This is a genomic window from Ruegeria sp. CG4, assembly GCF_056537185.1.
The window spans coordinates 23332-39295 of the sequence record NZ_JBQFRB010000007.1; the positions used below are offsets into that span (position 1 = coordinate 23332).

At 58.0% G+C, this 15964-nt stretch carries 12 protein-coding genes, 1 tRNA gene and 1 pseudogene; 5 read left to right on the top strand and 9 right to left on the bottom strand.

The window, feature by feature from the left end; translation table 11 throughout:
• Positions 1-55: 55 nt before the first annotated feature.
• The 6 genes from queG to ACR0J2_RS16880 form a co-directional block, all read right to left on the bottom strand.
• On the bottom strand, positions 56-1093 hold the full coding sequence (gene queG / locus ACR0J2_RS16855; protein WP_480813315.1) for a tRNA epoxyqueuosine(34) reductase QueG: 1038 nt from the start codon (positions 1091-1093) through the stop codon (positions 56-58).
• Positions 1094-1171: 78 nt separating this feature from the next.
• Complete coding sequence (gene fzlA / locus ACR0J2_RS16860) at positions 1172-1837, bottom strand: FtsZ-binding protein FzlA (protein WP_170808350.1); 666 nt, start codon at positions 1835-1837, stop codon at positions 1172-1174.
• 58 nt (positions 1838-1895) lie between these two features.
• Positions 1896-2630, bottom strand: a complete 735-nt coding sequence (mtgA, locus tag ACR0J2_RS16865) for a monofunctional biosynthetic peptidoglycan transglycosylase (protein WP_480813316.1) — start codon at positions 2628-2630, stop codon at positions 1896-1898.
• A gap of 130 nt (positions 2631-2760) precedes the next feature.
• Positions 2761-7293 (bottom strand): glutamate synthase large subunit, encoded by a 4533-nt coding sequence (gene gltB / locus ACR0J2_RS16870; RefSeq protein WP_480813317.1) that lies wholly within the window; start codon positions 7291-7293, stop codon positions 2761-2763.
• Positions 7290-7724: a GFA family protein gene (locus tag ACR0J2_RS16875; protein WP_170682587.1), complete on the bottom strand. Its 435-nt coding sequence runs from the start codon at positions 7722-7724 to the stop codon at positions 7290-7292. The genes gltB and ACR0J2_RS16875 overlap by 4 nt, the downstream gene beginning before the upstream one ends.
• 29 nt (positions 7725-7753) lie before the next feature.
• The gene (locus ACR0J2_RS16880; protein WP_480813318.1) at positions 7754-9187 is read right to left on the bottom strand and encodes an NAD(P)-dependent oxidoreductase; all 1434 of its coding nucleotides are present in this window, start codon (positions 9185-9187) and stop codon (positions 7754-7756) included.
• A 229-nt stretch (positions 9188-9416) separates the two neighbouring features.
• Between ACR0J2_RS16880 and ACR0J2_RS16885 the strand changes: the two genes are divergently transcribed.
• Positions 9417-10220, top strand: a complete 804-nt coding sequence (locus ACR0J2_RS16885) for an undecaprenyl-diphosphate phosphatase (protein ID WP_480813319.1) — start codon at positions 9417-9419, stop codon at positions 10218-10220.
• Here the strand turns inward: ACR0J2_RS16885 and ACR0J2_RS16890 are convergent, their stop codons facing one another.
• Positions 10221-11204: a complex I NDUFA9 subunit family protein gene (locus ACR0J2_RS16890; RefSeq protein ID WP_480813320.1), complete on the bottom strand. Its 984-nt coding sequence runs from the start codon at positions 11202-11204 to the stop codon at positions 10221-10223.
• A gap of 211 nt (positions 11205-11415) precedes the next feature.
• Here ACR0J2_RS16890 and ACR0J2_RS16895 point away from each other — a divergent pair.
• Positions 11416-11502 (top strand) — tRNA-Leu (locus tag ACR0J2_RS16895).
• 252 nt (positions 11503-11754) lie between these two features.
• Positions 11755-11952 carry an Arm DNA-binding domain-containing protein gene (locus ACR0J2_RS16900; RefSeq protein WP_480813321.1) on the top strand — a complete coding sequence of 66 codons (198 nt, stop codon included), beginning with the start codon at positions 11755-11757 and terminating at the stop codon, positions 11950-11952.
• Here ACR0J2_RS16900 and ACR0J2_RS16905 read toward each other — a convergent pair.
• Positions 11940-12697: pseudogene (locus tag ACR0J2_RS16905) on the bottom strand (IS5 family transposase). The gene ACR0J2_RS16900 and the pseudogene ACR0J2_RS16905 sit on opposite strands and share 13 nt — an antisense overlap.
• A 131-nt stretch (positions 12698-12828) precedes the next feature.
• On the opposite strand from ACR0J2_RS16905, the gene ACR0J2_RS16910 reads away from it, so the two are divergent.
• Positions 12829-13761 carry an IS5 family transposase gene (locus ACR0J2_RS16910; RefSeq protein ID WP_480813322.1) on the top strand — a complete coding sequence of 311 codons (933 nt, stop codon included), beginning with the start codon at positions 12829-12831 and terminating at the stop codon, positions 13759-13761.
• Between the two features lie 169 nt (positions 13762-13930).
• Here ACR0J2_RS16910 and ACR0J2_RS16915 read toward each other — a convergent pair whose 3' ends face one another.
• Positions 13931-14521: a TetR/AcrR family transcriptional regulator gene (locus ACR0J2_RS16915; protein ID WP_170807219.1), complete on the bottom strand. Its 591-nt coding sequence runs from the start codon at positions 14519-14521 to the stop codon at positions 13931-13933.
• Positions 14522-14639: 118 nt separating this feature from the next.
• On the opposite strand from ACR0J2_RS16915, the gene ACR0J2_RS16920 reads away from it, so the two are divergent.
• Positions 14640-15698 (top strand): alpha/beta hydrolase, encoded by a 1059-nt coding sequence (locus ACR0J2_RS16920; protein WP_480813323.1) that lies wholly within the window; start codon positions 14640-14642, stop codon positions 15696-15698.
• Positions 15699-15964: the final 266 nt, after the last annotated feature.

Consider the following 15964-nt stretch of genomic DNA (forward strand, 5'->3'; position numbering starts at 1 on the left):
TCGCTGACAAAGGGTCTAGCGGTTTGCGCCGTCACGTCCAGCCTGTTTGCGGCATTTACGACAGCCGTTTTACCGCCCAGCGCGCCGCGTCGGCCACTGCCGGATCAGGGTCGTCCGTCAGCGCCTGCGCGGCACTACACAGTTCTGCATTGCCCGAATTGCCGATGGCATACAGCACATTGCGCACAAACCGGTCGCGACCAATCCGCTTGATGGGCGAGCCGGAAAACTTCTCCCGAAACGCGGCTTCATCCAGTGCCACAAGATCAGTTAACGCAGGCGCCTTAAGGTCATCCCGGGCCGCATAGCGCATATCACTGGCCGCCACCGCGAATTTGTTCCACGGACACGCCGCAAGACAATCATCGCATCCATAGATCCTGTTGCCCAATTTGCCGCGCAACTCTTCCTCGACCGGACCTTTGTGCTCGATTGTCAGATACGAGATACAGCGCCGCGCATCCAACAGGTACGGTGCAGGAAACGCGTCGGTCGGGCAACTATCCAGACAGGCCCGGCACGACCCGCAGCGGTCAAACTCCGCTGGATCGGCCGGCAAGTCCAAAGTCGTGAAAACAGACCCTATGAAGGCCCAATTGCCCCAATCCCGACTAACCAGATTGGTGTGTTTTCCCAGCCAACCCAATCCCGCAGCCTGACCAAGTGCCTTTTCCGGCACAGGTGCTGTATCGACAAACACTTTCACTTCGCCACCGGCCTCGGCAATCAGCCAGCGCGCCAGTCGTTTCAGACGCTTTTTGACCAGATCATGATAGTCCTTGTTCTGAGCATAGACCGAGATCGCCGCTTTTTCGGGATAGTTCAGAATTTCGGTCGGATCATGTTCGGGCGCGTAGCTTTCGGCCAGCATTATCACCGACCGGGCCTCGGGCCACAAAATCGCCGGATCACCACGCCAATGAGTGCGCTCTGCCATCCATCCCATCTGCCCATGATATCCGGCCTGCAGAAACGCTTCCAACCGGTCCGGAACCTGCGGCACGTCCCAGGGCCTGCAAATCCGACAGGACACAAAGCCCTCGCTTAACGCCTGGGCGACCAGCTTTTCTTTCAAACCCAATCCGTTCTTCATCTGGCCAAAATATCCTCGGGGGGTGAATTGGCCCGACGGGCCAAGAGGGGGCGGAAGGCCCCCTGCGCCCCGACCCTATCAGAAATCCAGATCGGCGTAATGGGGCGGAGGCCGGAATCCCGGCACCTGATCAGCCAGGATGGACCGGAACGCCGGTCGCGATTTGATCTTGGCATACCAGTCCCGGACCGTCTGGCTGCGATTCCAGTCCACGTCCGAGATATAGTCCAGTGCCGACAGATGCGCGGCAGCGGCGAAATCCGCCAGAGTCATCTGATCCCCGGCCAGCCAGCGGCGTTGATCCAGCAACCATGTCATGTAATCCAGATGGTACTTGATCGCGCGGGCGCCTTCCTTGACGCGCTTGCTGTCAGGATAGCCTTCCCCGGTCACTTTCTTGTTGACCCGCTCGTACACCAGTTTCGATGTCACCTCGTGATGAAACTTGTCGTCAAACCAGCCGACCAGACGCCTTACTTCATAGCGCGCTTCGGGCGTTTTGGGCATCAGCGCGGGTTCGGGGCGGGTTTCCTCGATATACTCGCAAATCGCCGCACTTTCCGACATCACCTGCCCGTCCAGGCGCAATACGGGAACCTTTCCTGCGGGGTTTCGACGCAGAAAATCCGGATCTTTCTCCCAGTACCGTTCCTCAACCAGTTCCACTTCGATTTTCTTCTCTGCCAGCGACAGACGAACTTTGCGGCAATAAGGGGACAGGGGAACGTGAAACAGGCGCGCCATGAGCTTCCAATCAAAGCAGTGAATACAACCAAGCTTTAGCCTTGAGCAGCCTTGGGTTTCAATCCTCGAAACAATCCGCGCGACCATCTGCGCGGATGGTGGCCGCTCCGTCCCGTATCGCGGCAGCCCGGCGGCGCGTGCGAACCGACGGATCCGCAACGGATCTGTTCCTGGGCGAAGGCAGAATTGCAGCGATCCGCGCGGCCTGAACCGGCGTCAAATTAGCGGCGGATACGTTGAAATGCGTTTGCGCGGCAGCCTCGACCCCGAAAACCCCGTTTCCGGTCTCAGCTACGTTCAGATAAACCTCAAGAATGCGCTGCTTGCTCCAGAACAGTTCGACAACCGGCGTGATCGACGTTTCAAGCGCCTTGCGCACCCAACTGCGTCCTTGCCAAAGGAACACGTTCTTGACGACCTGCTGCGAAATGGTCGACGCCCCGCGTGCGCCACCATCTTCCAGCGCATCTCGGATGGCCTCGATGTCAAAGCCCCAGTGCAGGCAGAAATTCGCGTCTTCTGCAGCGACGACCGATCGCGCCATCACCGGGGAAATCTCTTCGATCGGAACCCAGTCGCGTTCAACTTTGCCCAACCGGCGCCACTCGGACCAGATTGTATGCGTGATCGGCGGGTTGACGACCGAATAGAGCAGCACAAGACCGACCACAAATGCGACACAGGCCAACAACCCACGTGTCAGCCAGCGGCGAATCCGCGATATCGACAGCTTCTTTGACTTTGTTGCCTTTGATTTCTTACCACGCGTTCCGCGCGCTGCTTTTTTTGCCATACCCTTGCTATACGACGCATGAGGCGCGTTTGGAACGGGCTAAATTTCAGTCCCTGTGCCATATGCATGCAAAGGAAAACCCTGCGCGTTTGTGAAAACACGCAGGGTTTTGACCTTGTTTAGGGTCTGTTTACTCCGCCGGAACTGCTGCGATCTCTTCGCTCAGCGGATGGCTGAGTTTGTTCAGCATTTCCTTCGGGCACACCTGCAGGAAGTTGGCTTTTTCGACATCCCAGTGTTGCAGGATATCCGCGGCTTTGCGGCTTCCGGTCTCGGCAGCGTGACGTTTGATCAGCGTTTGCAACTGATCTACCCAGTGGCTCACCGTGACCGGACAGGTGACAAGTGTCTCCATGTTCATCAGAAGCTGCGCCTTACCGTCAGGATCGTACAGATAAGCCATCCCTCCGGTCATACCGGCACCAAAGTTTGCACCGATGGAACCAAGGATCACGGCAACGCCGCCGGTCATGTATTCACAGCCGTTGGACCCGCACCCTTCGATGACCACCTTGGCACCCGAGTTCCGAACCGCAAACCGCTCACCCGCGCGGCCGGCCGCAAACAGGTGACCGTCGGTTGCGCCGTACAGGACAGTGTTGCCGATAATGGTGTTGTCATCCGCTTTCAGCGGGCTGATCTGCGGCGGACGCACCACGATCGTGCCGCCCGACAGACCTTTGCCTACATAGTCGTTGGCATCACCCGACACTTCCAGCTTCAGACCCGGAGCCGCAAAGGCCCCCAAGGACTGACCGGCCGATCCCTGCAATTTCACGTGAAGATGGTCCGGCTGGAAAGTGTTTCGCATCCCGAAATTCTGCACGATATGACTGGAGACACGGGTGCCCACGGTTCTGTGCGTGTTCTGGATGGCGTAGGACAGCTGCATCTTCTCGCCGTCTTTCAGGAACCGCGCCGCATCGCGGACAATTTCGGCGTCCAGAGTATCCGGCACTGCGTTCCGATCTTTGTCGCGATTGTACACGATGTCATGCGCACCATCGACCGTGATCAACAGCGGATTGAGGTCTAGATCGTCCAGATGCGCCGAACCACGGCTGACCTGCGCCAGCAGATCAGCCCGGCCAATGATGTCATCCACGGACCGCGCGCCCAGGCTGGCGAGGATTTCGCGAACTTCCTGTGCGTAGAAGGTAATCAGATTCACAACCTTGTCCGCGTTGCCCGTGAATTTGGCGCGCAGGCTTTCGTCCTGTGTGCACACACCAACCGGGCAGGTGTTCGACTGGCACTGACGCACCATGATACAGCCCATCGCGATCAGGGCGGCGGTGCCGATGCCGTATTCCTCGGCCCCCATCATCGCGGCCATGACAATGTCGCGTCCGGTTCTAAGGCCACCATCGGTCCGCAGCGTGACGCGGTCGCGCAGGTTGTTCATCGCCAGAACCTGATGCGCCTCGGTCAGACCCATCTCCCACGGCAGACCGGCATATTTGATGCTGGTCGCAGGTGAGGCACCCGTGCCGCCGTTGTGACCCGAAATAAGGATGATATCCGCTTTTGCCTTGGCCACACCGGCGGCAATCGTTCCCACGCCCGAGGACGCAACCAGCTTGACCGTCACCTTGCAGCGCGGGTTGATCTGTTTCAGGTCATAGATCAATTGCGCCAGATCCTCGATCGAGTAGATGTCGTGATGCGGCGGCGGCGAGATCAGCGTCACGCCCTTGGTCGAATGACGCAGGCGCGCAATCAGGTCGGTGACCTTCATGCCTGGCAATTGACCGCCCTCACCGGGTTTCGCACCCTGGGCGACTTTGATCTCCAATTCTTCACACTGGTTCAGGTATTCGGCGGTCACACCAAAACGGCCCGAGGCCACCTGTTTGATCTTGGCCGACGGGTTGTCGCCATTGGGCTCCGGCACGAAATGCGCCGGATCTTCGCCGCCTTCACCCGAGTCCGACTTGGCGCCAATCCGATTCATCGCCACGTTCAGCGTCTTGTGTGCCTCAGGGCTGAGTGCGCCCAGCGACATGCCCGGCGTGACAAAGCGTTTGCGGATCGAAGTGATCGATTCCACCTCTTCAATCGGGATCGGCTTGCCGAGTGGTTTGAAATCCATCAGGTCGCGCAGATGGATTGGCGGATTGGACTGCATCTTGGCCGAATACTGCTTCCACAGCTCATATGAGGCTCTGTTACAGGCCATTTGCATCATATGCATCGAGGTCGCTTCCCAAGCATGGGTCTCACCCGACTTGCGCGCCTTGTAGAAACCGCCGATTGGCAACACATCCAGACCGCTGTCCCAGCCTTTGGCGTGAATCTCCTCGGCCTTGACCCGGATACCATGCACGCCGATGCCCGAGATGCGGCTGGTCATGCCGGGGAAGTATTCGGCCACCATGGCGCGGGACAGTCCCACCGCCTCGAAATTCAGACCGCCACGATACGACGACACCACCGAAATGCCCATCTTGGCCATGATCTTGAGCAGGCCCTGGTCAATTGCCTCGCGGAATCGCGCAACATTTTCGGTCAGCGTGCCATCCAGCAAGCCACGTTCGATCCGGTCGGCCAGCGAATCCTCGGCCAGATATGCATTGACCACGGTGGCGCCACATCCGATCAGCACGGCAAAATAGTGCGGGTCGATGCATTCCGCCGACCGCACATTCAGCGAGCAGAACGTCCGCAAGCCTTGACGGATCAGGTGAGAGTGCACGGCGCTGGTGGCCAGGATCATCGGCATCGCCACCTTGCCCGGACCGGAATACTGATCCGTCAGGACCAGATGCCCGGCGCCCGAGCGCACGGCTTCTTCAGCTTCGGCTCTGACACGGGCCAAAGCGTCGCCCAGCGCACCTTCGCCTGGTTCAAACGAACAGTCGATCTCGGCCAGGGTCGCATTGAAATTTTCTGCCAGCTTCTCCCATTGCGTGTTCCCGACAAAGGGGCTTTCCAGCACAATGATCTCGGTCTGGCTGCTGTCTTCGTCCAGCACGTTCTTGAGGTTGCCAAACCGCGTTTTCAGCGACATCACGCGATATTCGCGAAGCGAGTCGATGGGCGGGTTGGTCACCTGGCTGAAATTCTGGCGGAAGAAATGGCTGAGCGGGCGGTATTGCCTGGACAGCACTGCCGAGGGTGTGTCGTCACCCATCGAGGCCAGCGCCTCTTTTCCATCCTCGGCCATTGGTGCCAGAATCTGCTCCAGTTCCTCGACCGAGTACCCAGCCGCGATCTGCCGCTTGCGCAGTTCCTCGCCGGTGAACAATGGACGTTCGGTGACGCCTGCCAAAGTGGCATCAAGATCGTTGATCTTGCCGACCCACTCGCCAAACGGCAGCGCGCGGGCCAGTTTGTTCTTGATCTGAGTGTCGCGGAACAGTTTGCCCTTTTTCATGTCCACGGCCAGCATCTGCCCGGGACCCAATGCACCTTTTTCGACCACGGTCGCCTCGTTGATCGGCACCATGCCAGCCTCTGATCCGGCGATGACCAGACCATCGCCCGTCACCACATAGCGCATCGGGCGCAACCCGTTCCGATCGAGACCGGCGCAGACCCAGCGGCCATCAGTCATGGCCAGCGCGGCAGGGCCGTCCCAAGGCTCCATCACCGAGTTGCAGTAGGAATACATGTCGCGCCATGCCTGCGGCAGTTCGACCGCCTGCTTGGACCAGCTTTCAGGCACCAGCATGGTTTTCGCCATCGGGGCCGAGCGGCCCGCGCGCACCAGAACCTCAAAAACAGAGTCTAATGCAGCCGAATCCGACGATCCGCCTGCAATGATCGGCTTGATGTCTTCGGCATAGTCGCCAAAGGTGCCGCTGGCCATGCGGATCTCATGGCTTTTCATCCAGTTGATGTTGCCCTTCAGCGTGTTGATCTCGCCATTATGGGCCAGCATGCGGAAGGGTTGGGCCAGCCACCATTGCGGGAAGGTGTTGGTGGAATAGCGCTGGTGGTAGATCGCGAACGCCGATTCAAAGCGCTCATCCATGAGATCGGGATAGAAGACTGCAACCTGTTCGGCCAGCATCATTCCCTTGTATATGATCGAGCGGCAAGACAGCGAGGCCAGGTACAGGCCGGAAATCCCGGCCGCCATTGCCGCCTTTTCGATGCGGCGACGGATCACGTACAGCTCACGCTCGAACGTCTCTTCGTCCACGCCCTTGGAGTTCGAGATCAGAATCTGCTCGATCTCGGGGCGGGTCGCATTTGCCTTTTCGCCCAGGCAGGTCACATCGACCGGAACATGGCGCCAACCATAGATGTAATAGCCCATGCGCAGAACTTCGGTTTCCACGATAGTCCGGCACCGCTCCTGCGCGCCGAAATCAGTGCGGGGCAGAAACACCTGACCAACGGCGATAAGTTCGCTCAGGTTGGGCTCGTGACCGGTGCGCCGAATTTGGTCATAGAAGAATTGAACCGGGATCTGCACATGGATACCCGCGCCGTCACCCGTTTTGCCGTCGGCATCCACGGCGCCGCGGTGCCAGATCGCCTTGAGCGCATCGATTCCAGCATCCACAACCTTGCGGCTTTTCTTGCCGTCAACGGAAACAACAAGGCCGACACCGCAGGAAGAATGCTCTTCTTCCTCGGAATAGAGACCGTTTTCCGCCAGCCATTTGCGTTTGGCCTCTTCGGCCCGCACCCAATCGGCATCATATTTGGTCATTGATTGTCTCCTTCTTCCGGCTGGGCAAACATGGCTTCGACCTCGGCTGTGGTCATTTGCTTGCGCTCGCCTGCAAACGCGTACCCATCGGGCTTTTTGTCGATAAAAAGTTCCAGTTGCAGCTTGTGGCCCGTATCTTCGAACAGGCCCGCCGCCATCTGTGTATGTCCGTGCAACTCGCCCGGCAGGGTGATCCGGTACCAAAGTGCCGAACCGCAATCCGCGCAGAAGGCACGCTCGGCCCAGTCGGACGATGCATAAGTCTTTACAGGCCCCAATGCCGCGTAACCGGATTCAGCCTGAAAAGTCATCAGCATCGAACTGGTCCAACGGCGGCATTGATCGCAGTGGCATGCGCCCAGCGATTCCTTCGCCGGAGTAGCGGTCACTGTGACCGCGCCGCACATACATTGGCCTTGCAATTCGGGCATTCTGACCCTCCTGTCGCTGGGCTTTCGGGTTATTCGGCTGCGACGGCAGCCCTGCTGTTGAAACGCTCGATAATCGCGTCGGCGCAGTCGCGGCCATCCCGGATCGCCCATACGACCAGCGAGGCACCGCGTACGATGTCTCCGATGGCATAGACGCCGTCCATCTCGGTCTCACCGGTCTGGAACGCGGCCTTGACGGTGCCCCAGCGGGTTACGGGCAGGTCGGGCTGACCAAACAGTGTGGGCAGGTCTTCAGGTTCGAAACCCAGCGCCTTGATGACCAGATCGGCCTCTTCGACATAGTCTGCGCCTTCGATCACTTCGGGGGCCTGACGGCCCGAAGCATCGGGTTGGCCCAGACGCATCTTCTGCACCATCACTCCAGAGACCTTGTCGTCACCGGTAAAGCCTTTGGGTGCGCTGAGCCACTCGAAGATGACGCCTTCTTCCTCGGCGTTCTGGGTTTCACGCTGCGATCCCGGCATATTGGCCCGGTCGCGGCGATAGAGACATTTGACCGAGGTCGCGCCCTGACGGATCGATGTGCGCACACAGTCCATTGCGGTATCCCCACCGCCAATGACCACGACTTTCTTGCCGTCGGCGTTCAGACGACCGTTGTCAAAATCCTCAACCGCGTCGCCAAAGCTCTTGCGGTTCGAGGCAGTCAGGAAGTCGATGGCTTTCTCGATCCCGCCCAGACCACTGCCCGGCATGGAAAGATCGCGGGACTTGTAAACGCCGGTCGCGATGATCACGGCGTCATGCCTGGCGCGTATTTCTTCGAATTTGTCCGCATCAACGTCACAGTTCAGCTCGAACGCGACCCCACCGTCGGCCAGCAGATCGTTGCGGCGCTGAACGATGTCCTTTTCCAGCTTGAAACCCGGGATACCGTACATCAACAGGCCCCCGGCCCGGTCATAACGATCATAAACCGTCACTTGAACACCTGCACGGCGCAGCATGTCGGCTGCAGCCAAGCCACCGGGGCCACCACCAATGATTCCGACACTTTCGCCGCGCTCGGCGCCCGGCACGACCGGCTTCACCCAACCTTTGCCCCAGGCCGTGTCAGTGATGTATTTCTCGATCGTCCCGATGGTGACCGTTCCGTGGCCGGATTGTTCAATCACGCAGTTACCTTCACACAGGCGGTCCTGCGGGCAGATTCGGCCGCAGATTTCAGGGAAGGTATTGGTCGCCTGGCTGGTCTGATAGGCTTCTTCCAGGCGTCCGGTTGCAGTCAGGTGCAGCCAATCCGGAATATTGTTGTGCAGCGGACAATGCGACTGACAATAGGGAACACCGCACTGGCTGCAGCGACTGGCCTGCTCGACCGCCTTTTCGGCAGCAAACTCGGCATAAATCTCGGAAAAGTCTTCCTTGCGGTCATCAGCGGCACGCTTTTTGGGCATGACGCGGTCGATCTGCACAAATTTCAGCATCGGTTGCTTGGCCACGGGTCGGACTCCATGAATTGGCTAGGTCGGTTTTCTTTAAGAGATCGCAGGTCGGATGAAAAGTCAATTATACTGACCTATTTTAAGAAATTCACACGCAATGACGAAAAAATTCTGGGAATTTGTCAGATTTTAGAGCCGATTCGGACCTATCTGCCTGCTTTTCTTTTCTTCATCACGCTTATACCCATTGTTCATAACGAAAACACGGCAGCGTCACGGCGGGCGGATGAGCATTTTTCAATTGATTCTTGCGGCGATTATTCAGGGAATAACCGAATTTCTGCCGGTTTCCTCTTCGGGGCACCTGATCCTGCTGCCCAGCCTTACCGGGCTGGATGATCAGGGCCTGGCCATCGATGTGGCCGTGCATGTCGGTACATTGGGCGCTGTTGTTCTGTATTTCTGGACAGATGTTAAACAGGCCTTCGCCGGACTTCCCCGAGCACTAAGCGGCCGACTTGATACGCCGCAATCCAGGCTGGCCGCCGGGTTGATCATTGCGACGATCCCGACGGTCATGGTTGGCGCCGTCCTTTACCTGACCGGTCTCAGCCAAAGCCTTCGGTCCGTCGCCGTGATCGGCTGGACCATGCTTGGATTTGGCCTACTGCTGTACTGGATGGACCAAAAAGGACCTCAGTCCAAACACGCCGGTGACTGGAGCCTGCGGGATGCGGCGATCATGGGGCTGTGGCAGGTGCTGGCCCTGATCCCGGGCACATCAAGATCCGGGATCACGATCACGGGCGCACGCCATCTTGGCTACACACGGGAAGATGGCGCACGGATCGCCATGCTGATGTCGATCCCGACGATCCTTGCTTCGGGGACACTGTTGTCCGTTGACGTGGTCCGAAACGCGGACGCGCAACTGGCCAAAGACGGCGCAATAGCAGCGGCCTTCGCGTTTTTTTCCGCACTCCTTGCCCTAAGCCTCATGATGCGCCTTTTGCGCAGCGTCAGCTTTACGCCATACGTCATCTATCGCGTTTTTCTGGGCGTGATACTGCTGGCAATCGCCTACAGTTGATCAGATCCGCAGGTTTCCGGCCGAATTCTGAATGTCGTCATACTGACCGGCCGGGCGGAATTTCCACAGGTAATCCGGAAGAACCGACTCAAGCGTTGCAGGCTCAATCCCGAGGTCCGGGAAAGACTTCACACCATCCGAAACAACATTGTCATGGCGCAGGTTTTTCAGCTGATCACGTGTCAGGATCGTATTTGGAAACAGCTGAAAACTGACAAACTTCACAATATCCAGCACTCCGGCCATGATACGCGCCGCAAAGAATGGCAACCCGATAATGATGCGCTTCCGGTGGATAACCCCCAGCATCTGTTGCATCAGCTCACGGAACGATTTGACCTCGGGACCGCCAAGTTCGTAAATACCCGCGTCTGCCTGACCCAGAATGCCCAAAACAGCGGCTTTGGCCACGTCATCGACATAAACCGGCTGAAACCGAGTTTCTGCACCGGCCAGGGGTAGAAACGGCCCAAGGCGCGCCATGCCGGCAAAGCGGTTGAAGAACTGATCTTCGGTCCCGAAAATAACGGATGGGCGCAATATCACGGCATCCGGCATATGGGCCAGAACGGCCGCCTCGCCTTTGGCCTTGGTTCTCGAATAGACGCTGTCCGCCTCCGCATCCGCACCAATTGCCGAGATGTGAACCATCCGGGCCACACCCTGTTCCGCAGCCAGCCGCGCGATCCGTTCCGCGCCTTCAGCCTGCACTTCGTCGAACGTGTTATTACCCAGCTCGTTCAGAACCCCAACGCAGTTGACGACGGCATCGGCACCTTTCATGGCCAGGGCCACCGAGGCATCATCGCGAATATTGCACAGGATCGGCTCGACCTGCCCCACTGCACCATAAGGCTTGACGAACATCGCCTCGTTCGGGCGCCGCACCGCGACCCGAACACGCCACCCCTGAGCCGCCATACGGCGCGCAACGTAGCGACCTACGAATCCCGATCCACCATAAATCGTGACCAGTTTGGACATGAAACGGCTCCTGCTAAATGGGTCCTGATCCGATCTATCGCCCCAGAGCACTGCAAACAAGGCACAATAACGCCGCGCCCCGGCGATAAATCCGTTTCAGTCCGGCACCTGTCCCACGCTTCAGATGCGCGCATCAAAAAACTTTCAAAAAACTTCCCGAATCCTGTTGACGCCCCCCACCAGTAGGCTTAAACGCCCCTCCACGACACCTGCCCAGGTGGCGGAATTGGTAGACGCGCTAGCTTCAGGTGCTAGTGTCCGTATGGACGTGGAGGTTCGAGTCCTCTCCTGGGCACCATTTCTTCCCAACATAGCTACTCATAAACGCTCAATTTTATTGAGGTTTTGAGTGTTGTTCGGGTATCATTCTGAACATGGCAGAAAACTCAAAACCCCCAGAAAACACAGCACGTGAAGGTATTGTTGGGGGTATCACCCCCACAGTACGAGGTTGATACCCCCAATGGCACTTTCCGACCTGAAGATTCGAAAAGCACAACCAAAACAAAAGCCATACAAGTTAGCCGAAGCTGGCGGCTTGTTTGTTTAGGTGAAGCCGAACGGTTCGACGTTATGGCAACAAAAGTTTCGTCGTCTAAGTAAAGAACGACTTCGATCGCACGGCCAGTATCCGGATGTTGCATTGGCCGAAGCACGCAAACTGCGAGATGCAGCCAAGAAGACTCTGACCAATGACGGAGACCCGTCGGTACAAAAAACGGCTAGAGTCAGGATTCATAACCAATAAATGACGATTGCCGCGAGCGCGATGGCCGAAAGGAATACTTTGGGGCATCTGTCATAGCGGGTAGCGAAGCGCCTCCAGTCTTTGAGCCTGCCGAACATGATCTCGATCCGGTTGCGGCGTTTGTACCTGCGCTTGTCGTATTTGACCGGTGTCTTGCATTGCTTACGCCCGGGGATGCAGGCGCGTATCCCTTTGTCTTTTAACGCTTCCCGGAACCAGTCGGCGTCATAGCCGCGATCCCCGAGCAGCCAGTCAACTCTGGGCAGGCTGCTGAGCAAAGCCCGCGCGCCGATGTAGTCGCTGACCTGACCGGCGGTGACGAACAGGTCGAGTGGGCGTCCCTGACCCTCGCATATGGCGTGCAGCTTGGTGTTCATGCCCCCTTTGGTTCGGCCGATCAGGCGAACGCGCCCCCTTTTTTGGCAGCCATGCTGGTCGCTGTTCGATGTACCTTCAGGTAGGTCGCGTCGATCATGACGGTCTTCTGTTCGCCGTGCTCAACGGCCAGACCAGCCATCATACGTGCGAAGATGCCTTTCTCGCTCCACCGCTTCCATCGACTATAGAGCGTTTGTGCGGGCCGTAGGCCGCAGGGGCATCGCGCTACCTTAACCCATTGCGGTTGATGAAGATAATTCCACTCAGCACCCGTTTATCATCAACCCGAGGCTTGCCGTGCGACTTCGGGAAAAAAGGGCTCGAGCTTCACCAACTGCTCGTCCGTCAGCCAATAATGTTCGCTCATGTCACCGCTCCGTTTTCGGAGCCCTGAATCACGCGGCGCGGCGGAAATCAATGCATCCTGAGCCTAGTGTTCAGCCCATCGATAGTAGCGCAGGGCTCTGTTGCACAAATCCCGTGTGGTAGCTGGGATGCATGAGCAGACCTACTCCCCCGGCCTACAGGACCAGGAACTGGCCAGCCTACAATGAAGCGCTCAAGCGCCGCGGCTCGCTGGCGATCTTGTTTGACCCCGAGATGAGCTGGGATGCCGCGCCGACAGGCAGGCGTGGCCGCCAGCAGACCTGCAGCGATGCCGCCATCCAGACATGCCTTTCGATGATGGTGCTGTTCGGCATGGCGCTTCGGCAGACGACAGGCTTCGTCGAAAGCCTGCTGCGGCTGGTCGGCCTCGACTGGGCGGTGCCCGACTTCAGCACCCTGTCCCGCCGCAACAAGACCCTGGCCGTAAACATCCCCTACCGTGGCGCGAAGGGCCCGCTGCACCTGTTAATCGATAGCACCGGGATCAAGGTGGAGGGCGAAGGCGCGTGGCACGCCCGCAAGCATGGTGGTCCCAAGCGGCGCGTCTGGCGCAAGATCCACTTCGGGATTGATGAGGAAACGCTGGAGGTTCGGGCCGTAGAGATCACAGGGAACCATATCGGCGATGCGCCGGTGTTACCCGACCTGCTCAACCAGATCCCGGCGTACGAGCAGATCAGCAGCGTCACTGCCGACGGTGCCTATGACACCCGCAAATGCCACGATGCAATCGCTGACCGCGGCGCCCAGGCTGTCATCCCGCCCCGCAAGAACGCCAAACCGTGGAAGACCGTCACCGCCGGCGCGGTCGCACGAAACAAAGCACTGCGGGCATCGAAATGCCTCGGGCGTGCCCTCTGGCGACGATGGAGCGGATACCACCGCCTAAGCCGCGTCGAAACAAAGATGCACTGCGTGAAACTGCTGGGGCAGCGCCTCATGGCGCGGGACTTCGACCGACAGCTCGCAGAGCTTCAGGTCCGTATCGCCGTTCTGAACGGCTACACCGCGCTCGGCATCCCTGTCACAGAGCCCGTGGGATAAGTCTGTCCGGAGAAAGGGAAAACCCGGCCATCAGCCGATTTGTGCAACAGAGCCCTCTGGACCGATAAATCGGTCCCGGCCTCCACGGCAGCTCTGACCCAGAGCAGACACTAGCGTAAAATGCGGCAACTACCGAGTTGTGGACTTTCCTGCCGTTCGTGATGACCGATCAAATTTCCGCTTTGTAGTGCGCCAAAAACATTTCGATGCAATCGTTCAGTACGTCTTTTGGTGTCGGGTTCTCGCCGAGGAAAAACTCTGGCCAGAAGAAAAAGCTTTTGACGAGCGCCAGCAACTGGTTGGTTGCGAAGATCGGATCAGCCTTTCGGATCACGCCTGCGTCCATGGCTTCGCCGATCAGCCTCGTAATAGGGTAATCGTGGGTTTCTGTCTCCGTGAAGAACTTTCGGGACCGGTCGAGGTCGCGGATCAGCTCTGACAGGACCATGCGATTTAATCCGATAGCCGTCTCTTCGGTAATCACCGCGATGTACCGCCACAAAGCGTCCTGTAGCTGCTCGACGAAGTCGCGACTTGGGTCATAGGCCACCGGCTGCATACTCCGGTTCTGCTCCAACATGATCTCCGAAATCGCTTCGAACAGGGCCTCCTTGCTCTCGAAGTGATTGTAGAGTGTGCGACTCGAAACCTGCGCTTTTTTGGCGATTGAGGTTGTCGTTGCCCCGAGAAACCCCTGTTCACGGAACTCCTCGATGGCTGCGTCGATGATATCTTTTCGTTTCTTTTCAGTGCGCTTCACGATTTTTACCCCAAAAGTAAAGGGTGCTGTTTACAATTCCCGGCCAACACCTTAAGTAAACACTATCGTTTACTTAAGCAAGGCAAAACGCCGAGCCTGAAAAAAGCGGACTATGACAATGATCAAACTTTCGCGACGCCAGATCATCCAAACCGCCTCGATTGCCTCCCTGATGTCTCTTGTGGGCTGGGGCGCAACCGCAAAACAGACATCACTTCCCATCAACGCAGGAGACTCTGAAATGTCCTTCAAACCCGGCACAAACCCCGTCACCTTCAAATCCTTCGGCCTCGATCTGGTGGGCGATCTGTATCTGCCCGAGGACTTCGATCCGGCAAAGAAGTACAAGGCGATTGTTGGTGCCAGCCCCTTCCCGCAAGTCAAGGACCAGATCCCCGCGACCTACGGCCCGGAAATGGCGGCGCGCGGCTTTATTTACCTTGGTTTCGACTACATCGGCATGGGCTCTTCCCCGGCACTTCCGGGCGAGCACAAGCAGTCGCGTTACATGTTCCGCCTTATCGAAAATACCTGGGACGCGGTCTCCTACCTCGGCACCCTGCCTTTCGTCGAAGAAATCCACGGCCTGGGCGTCTGCCAGGGCGGCTCGATCATCGCCTCTGCCGCCGTGACCGACCACCGCATCAAGAAAATCGCCATGGTTTCGGGCATGATGGCAGCGGATCCGTTCCAGTGGACCGACCGCGACTTGGTCAATGCTCAGATCGCGGCGGCAAACGCCTCCATGCAGAAAATGTATGAAACCGGTGAGCCCGACTACGTGAACACGATTGGCCTGGATGATAGCCAGTCCCGCGAAGAATTCGTTGGGTCCGATGTGAACCCGATGGCCGAAGAAACCTATGACTATTACGGCCGTGACGGCGTCAAAGGCCCGGTGGCAGTTCCGACATTCACCAACGCGCATATCGGTGATCAGGGCATGCAATCGCTGATCTCCATCGGCGAGCACTATGCCGACAAGATCGTGCAGCCTTCGCTGACCATTTACAGCAAGTCGGCCTTCACCGCGATCTGCTCGACCGCATTCGTCGAGAAGCTGACCAACGAGCACAAAGAACTGGCCTTTGACGAGTTCAGCCACGTTGACTTCTACTATAAGCCTGAAGCAGTGAAAGCATCGACTGACGCTGTGGCTGAGTTCTTCAACGCGTAAACTTTTTGGAGGAGGTCTTAGCAATAAGACCTCCACCTTCTCCTACAAGTAAGCAGACATTGGTACGACGCGCAGCATCTGTCACGCCGGCCCGAAGCGGCCGTTCGTTGCACTTGGTTTGAGCGACTGCCAGGCGGACTGCCCACTGGCTACTTCGCTATAAGTTTGTGGCTTAATTTCAGTGATCCCCGCGCCAACCGCCGGGAGACTACGCAGCATATTCCTGACAATTGTCGCATCTTCGTGCATGATGAAAAACAGGCACA

What these genes read in the sequence shown, in the direction of transcription:
- ACR0J2_RS16920 (WP_480813323.1), top strand. Translation starts at nt 14,640, where the DNA reads ATGATCAAACTTTCGCGACGCCAGATCATCCAAACCGCCTCGATTGCC.
- ACR0J2_RS16885 (WP_480813319.1), top strand. Translation starts at nt 9,417, where the DNA reads ATGAGCATTTTTCAATTGATTCTTGCGGCGATTATTCAGGGAATAACC.
- ACR0J2_RS16875 (WP_170682587.1), bottom strand. Translation starts at nt 7,724, where the DNA reads ATGCCCGAATTGCAAGGCCAATGTATGTGCGGCGCGGTCACAGTGACC.
- gltB (WP_480813317.1), bottom strand. Translation starts at nt 7,293, where the DNA reads ATGACCAAATATGATGCCGATTGGGTGCGGGCCGAAGAGGCCAAACGC.
- mtgA (WP_480813316.1), bottom strand. Translation starts at nt 2,630, where the DNA reads ATGGCAAAAAAAGCAGCGCGCGGAACGCGTGGTAAGAAATCAAAGGCA.
- queG (WP_480813315.1), bottom strand. Translation starts at nt 1,093, where the DNA reads ATGAAGAACGGATTGGGTTTGAAAGAAAAGCTGGTCGCCCAGGCGTTA.
- ACR0J2_RS16910 (WP_480813322.1), top strand. Translation starts at nt 12,829, where the DNA reads ATGAGCAGACCTACTCCCCCGGCCTACAGGACCAGGAACTGGCCAGCC.
- fzlA (WP_170808350.1), bottom strand. Translation starts at nt 1,837, where the DNA reads ATGGCGCGCCTGTTTCACGTTCCCCTGTCCCCTTATTGCCGCAAAGTT.
- ACR0J2_RS16890 (WP_480813320.1), bottom strand. Translation starts at nt 11,204, where the DNA reads ATGTCCAAACTGGTCACGATTTATGGTGGATCGGGATTCGTAGGTCGC.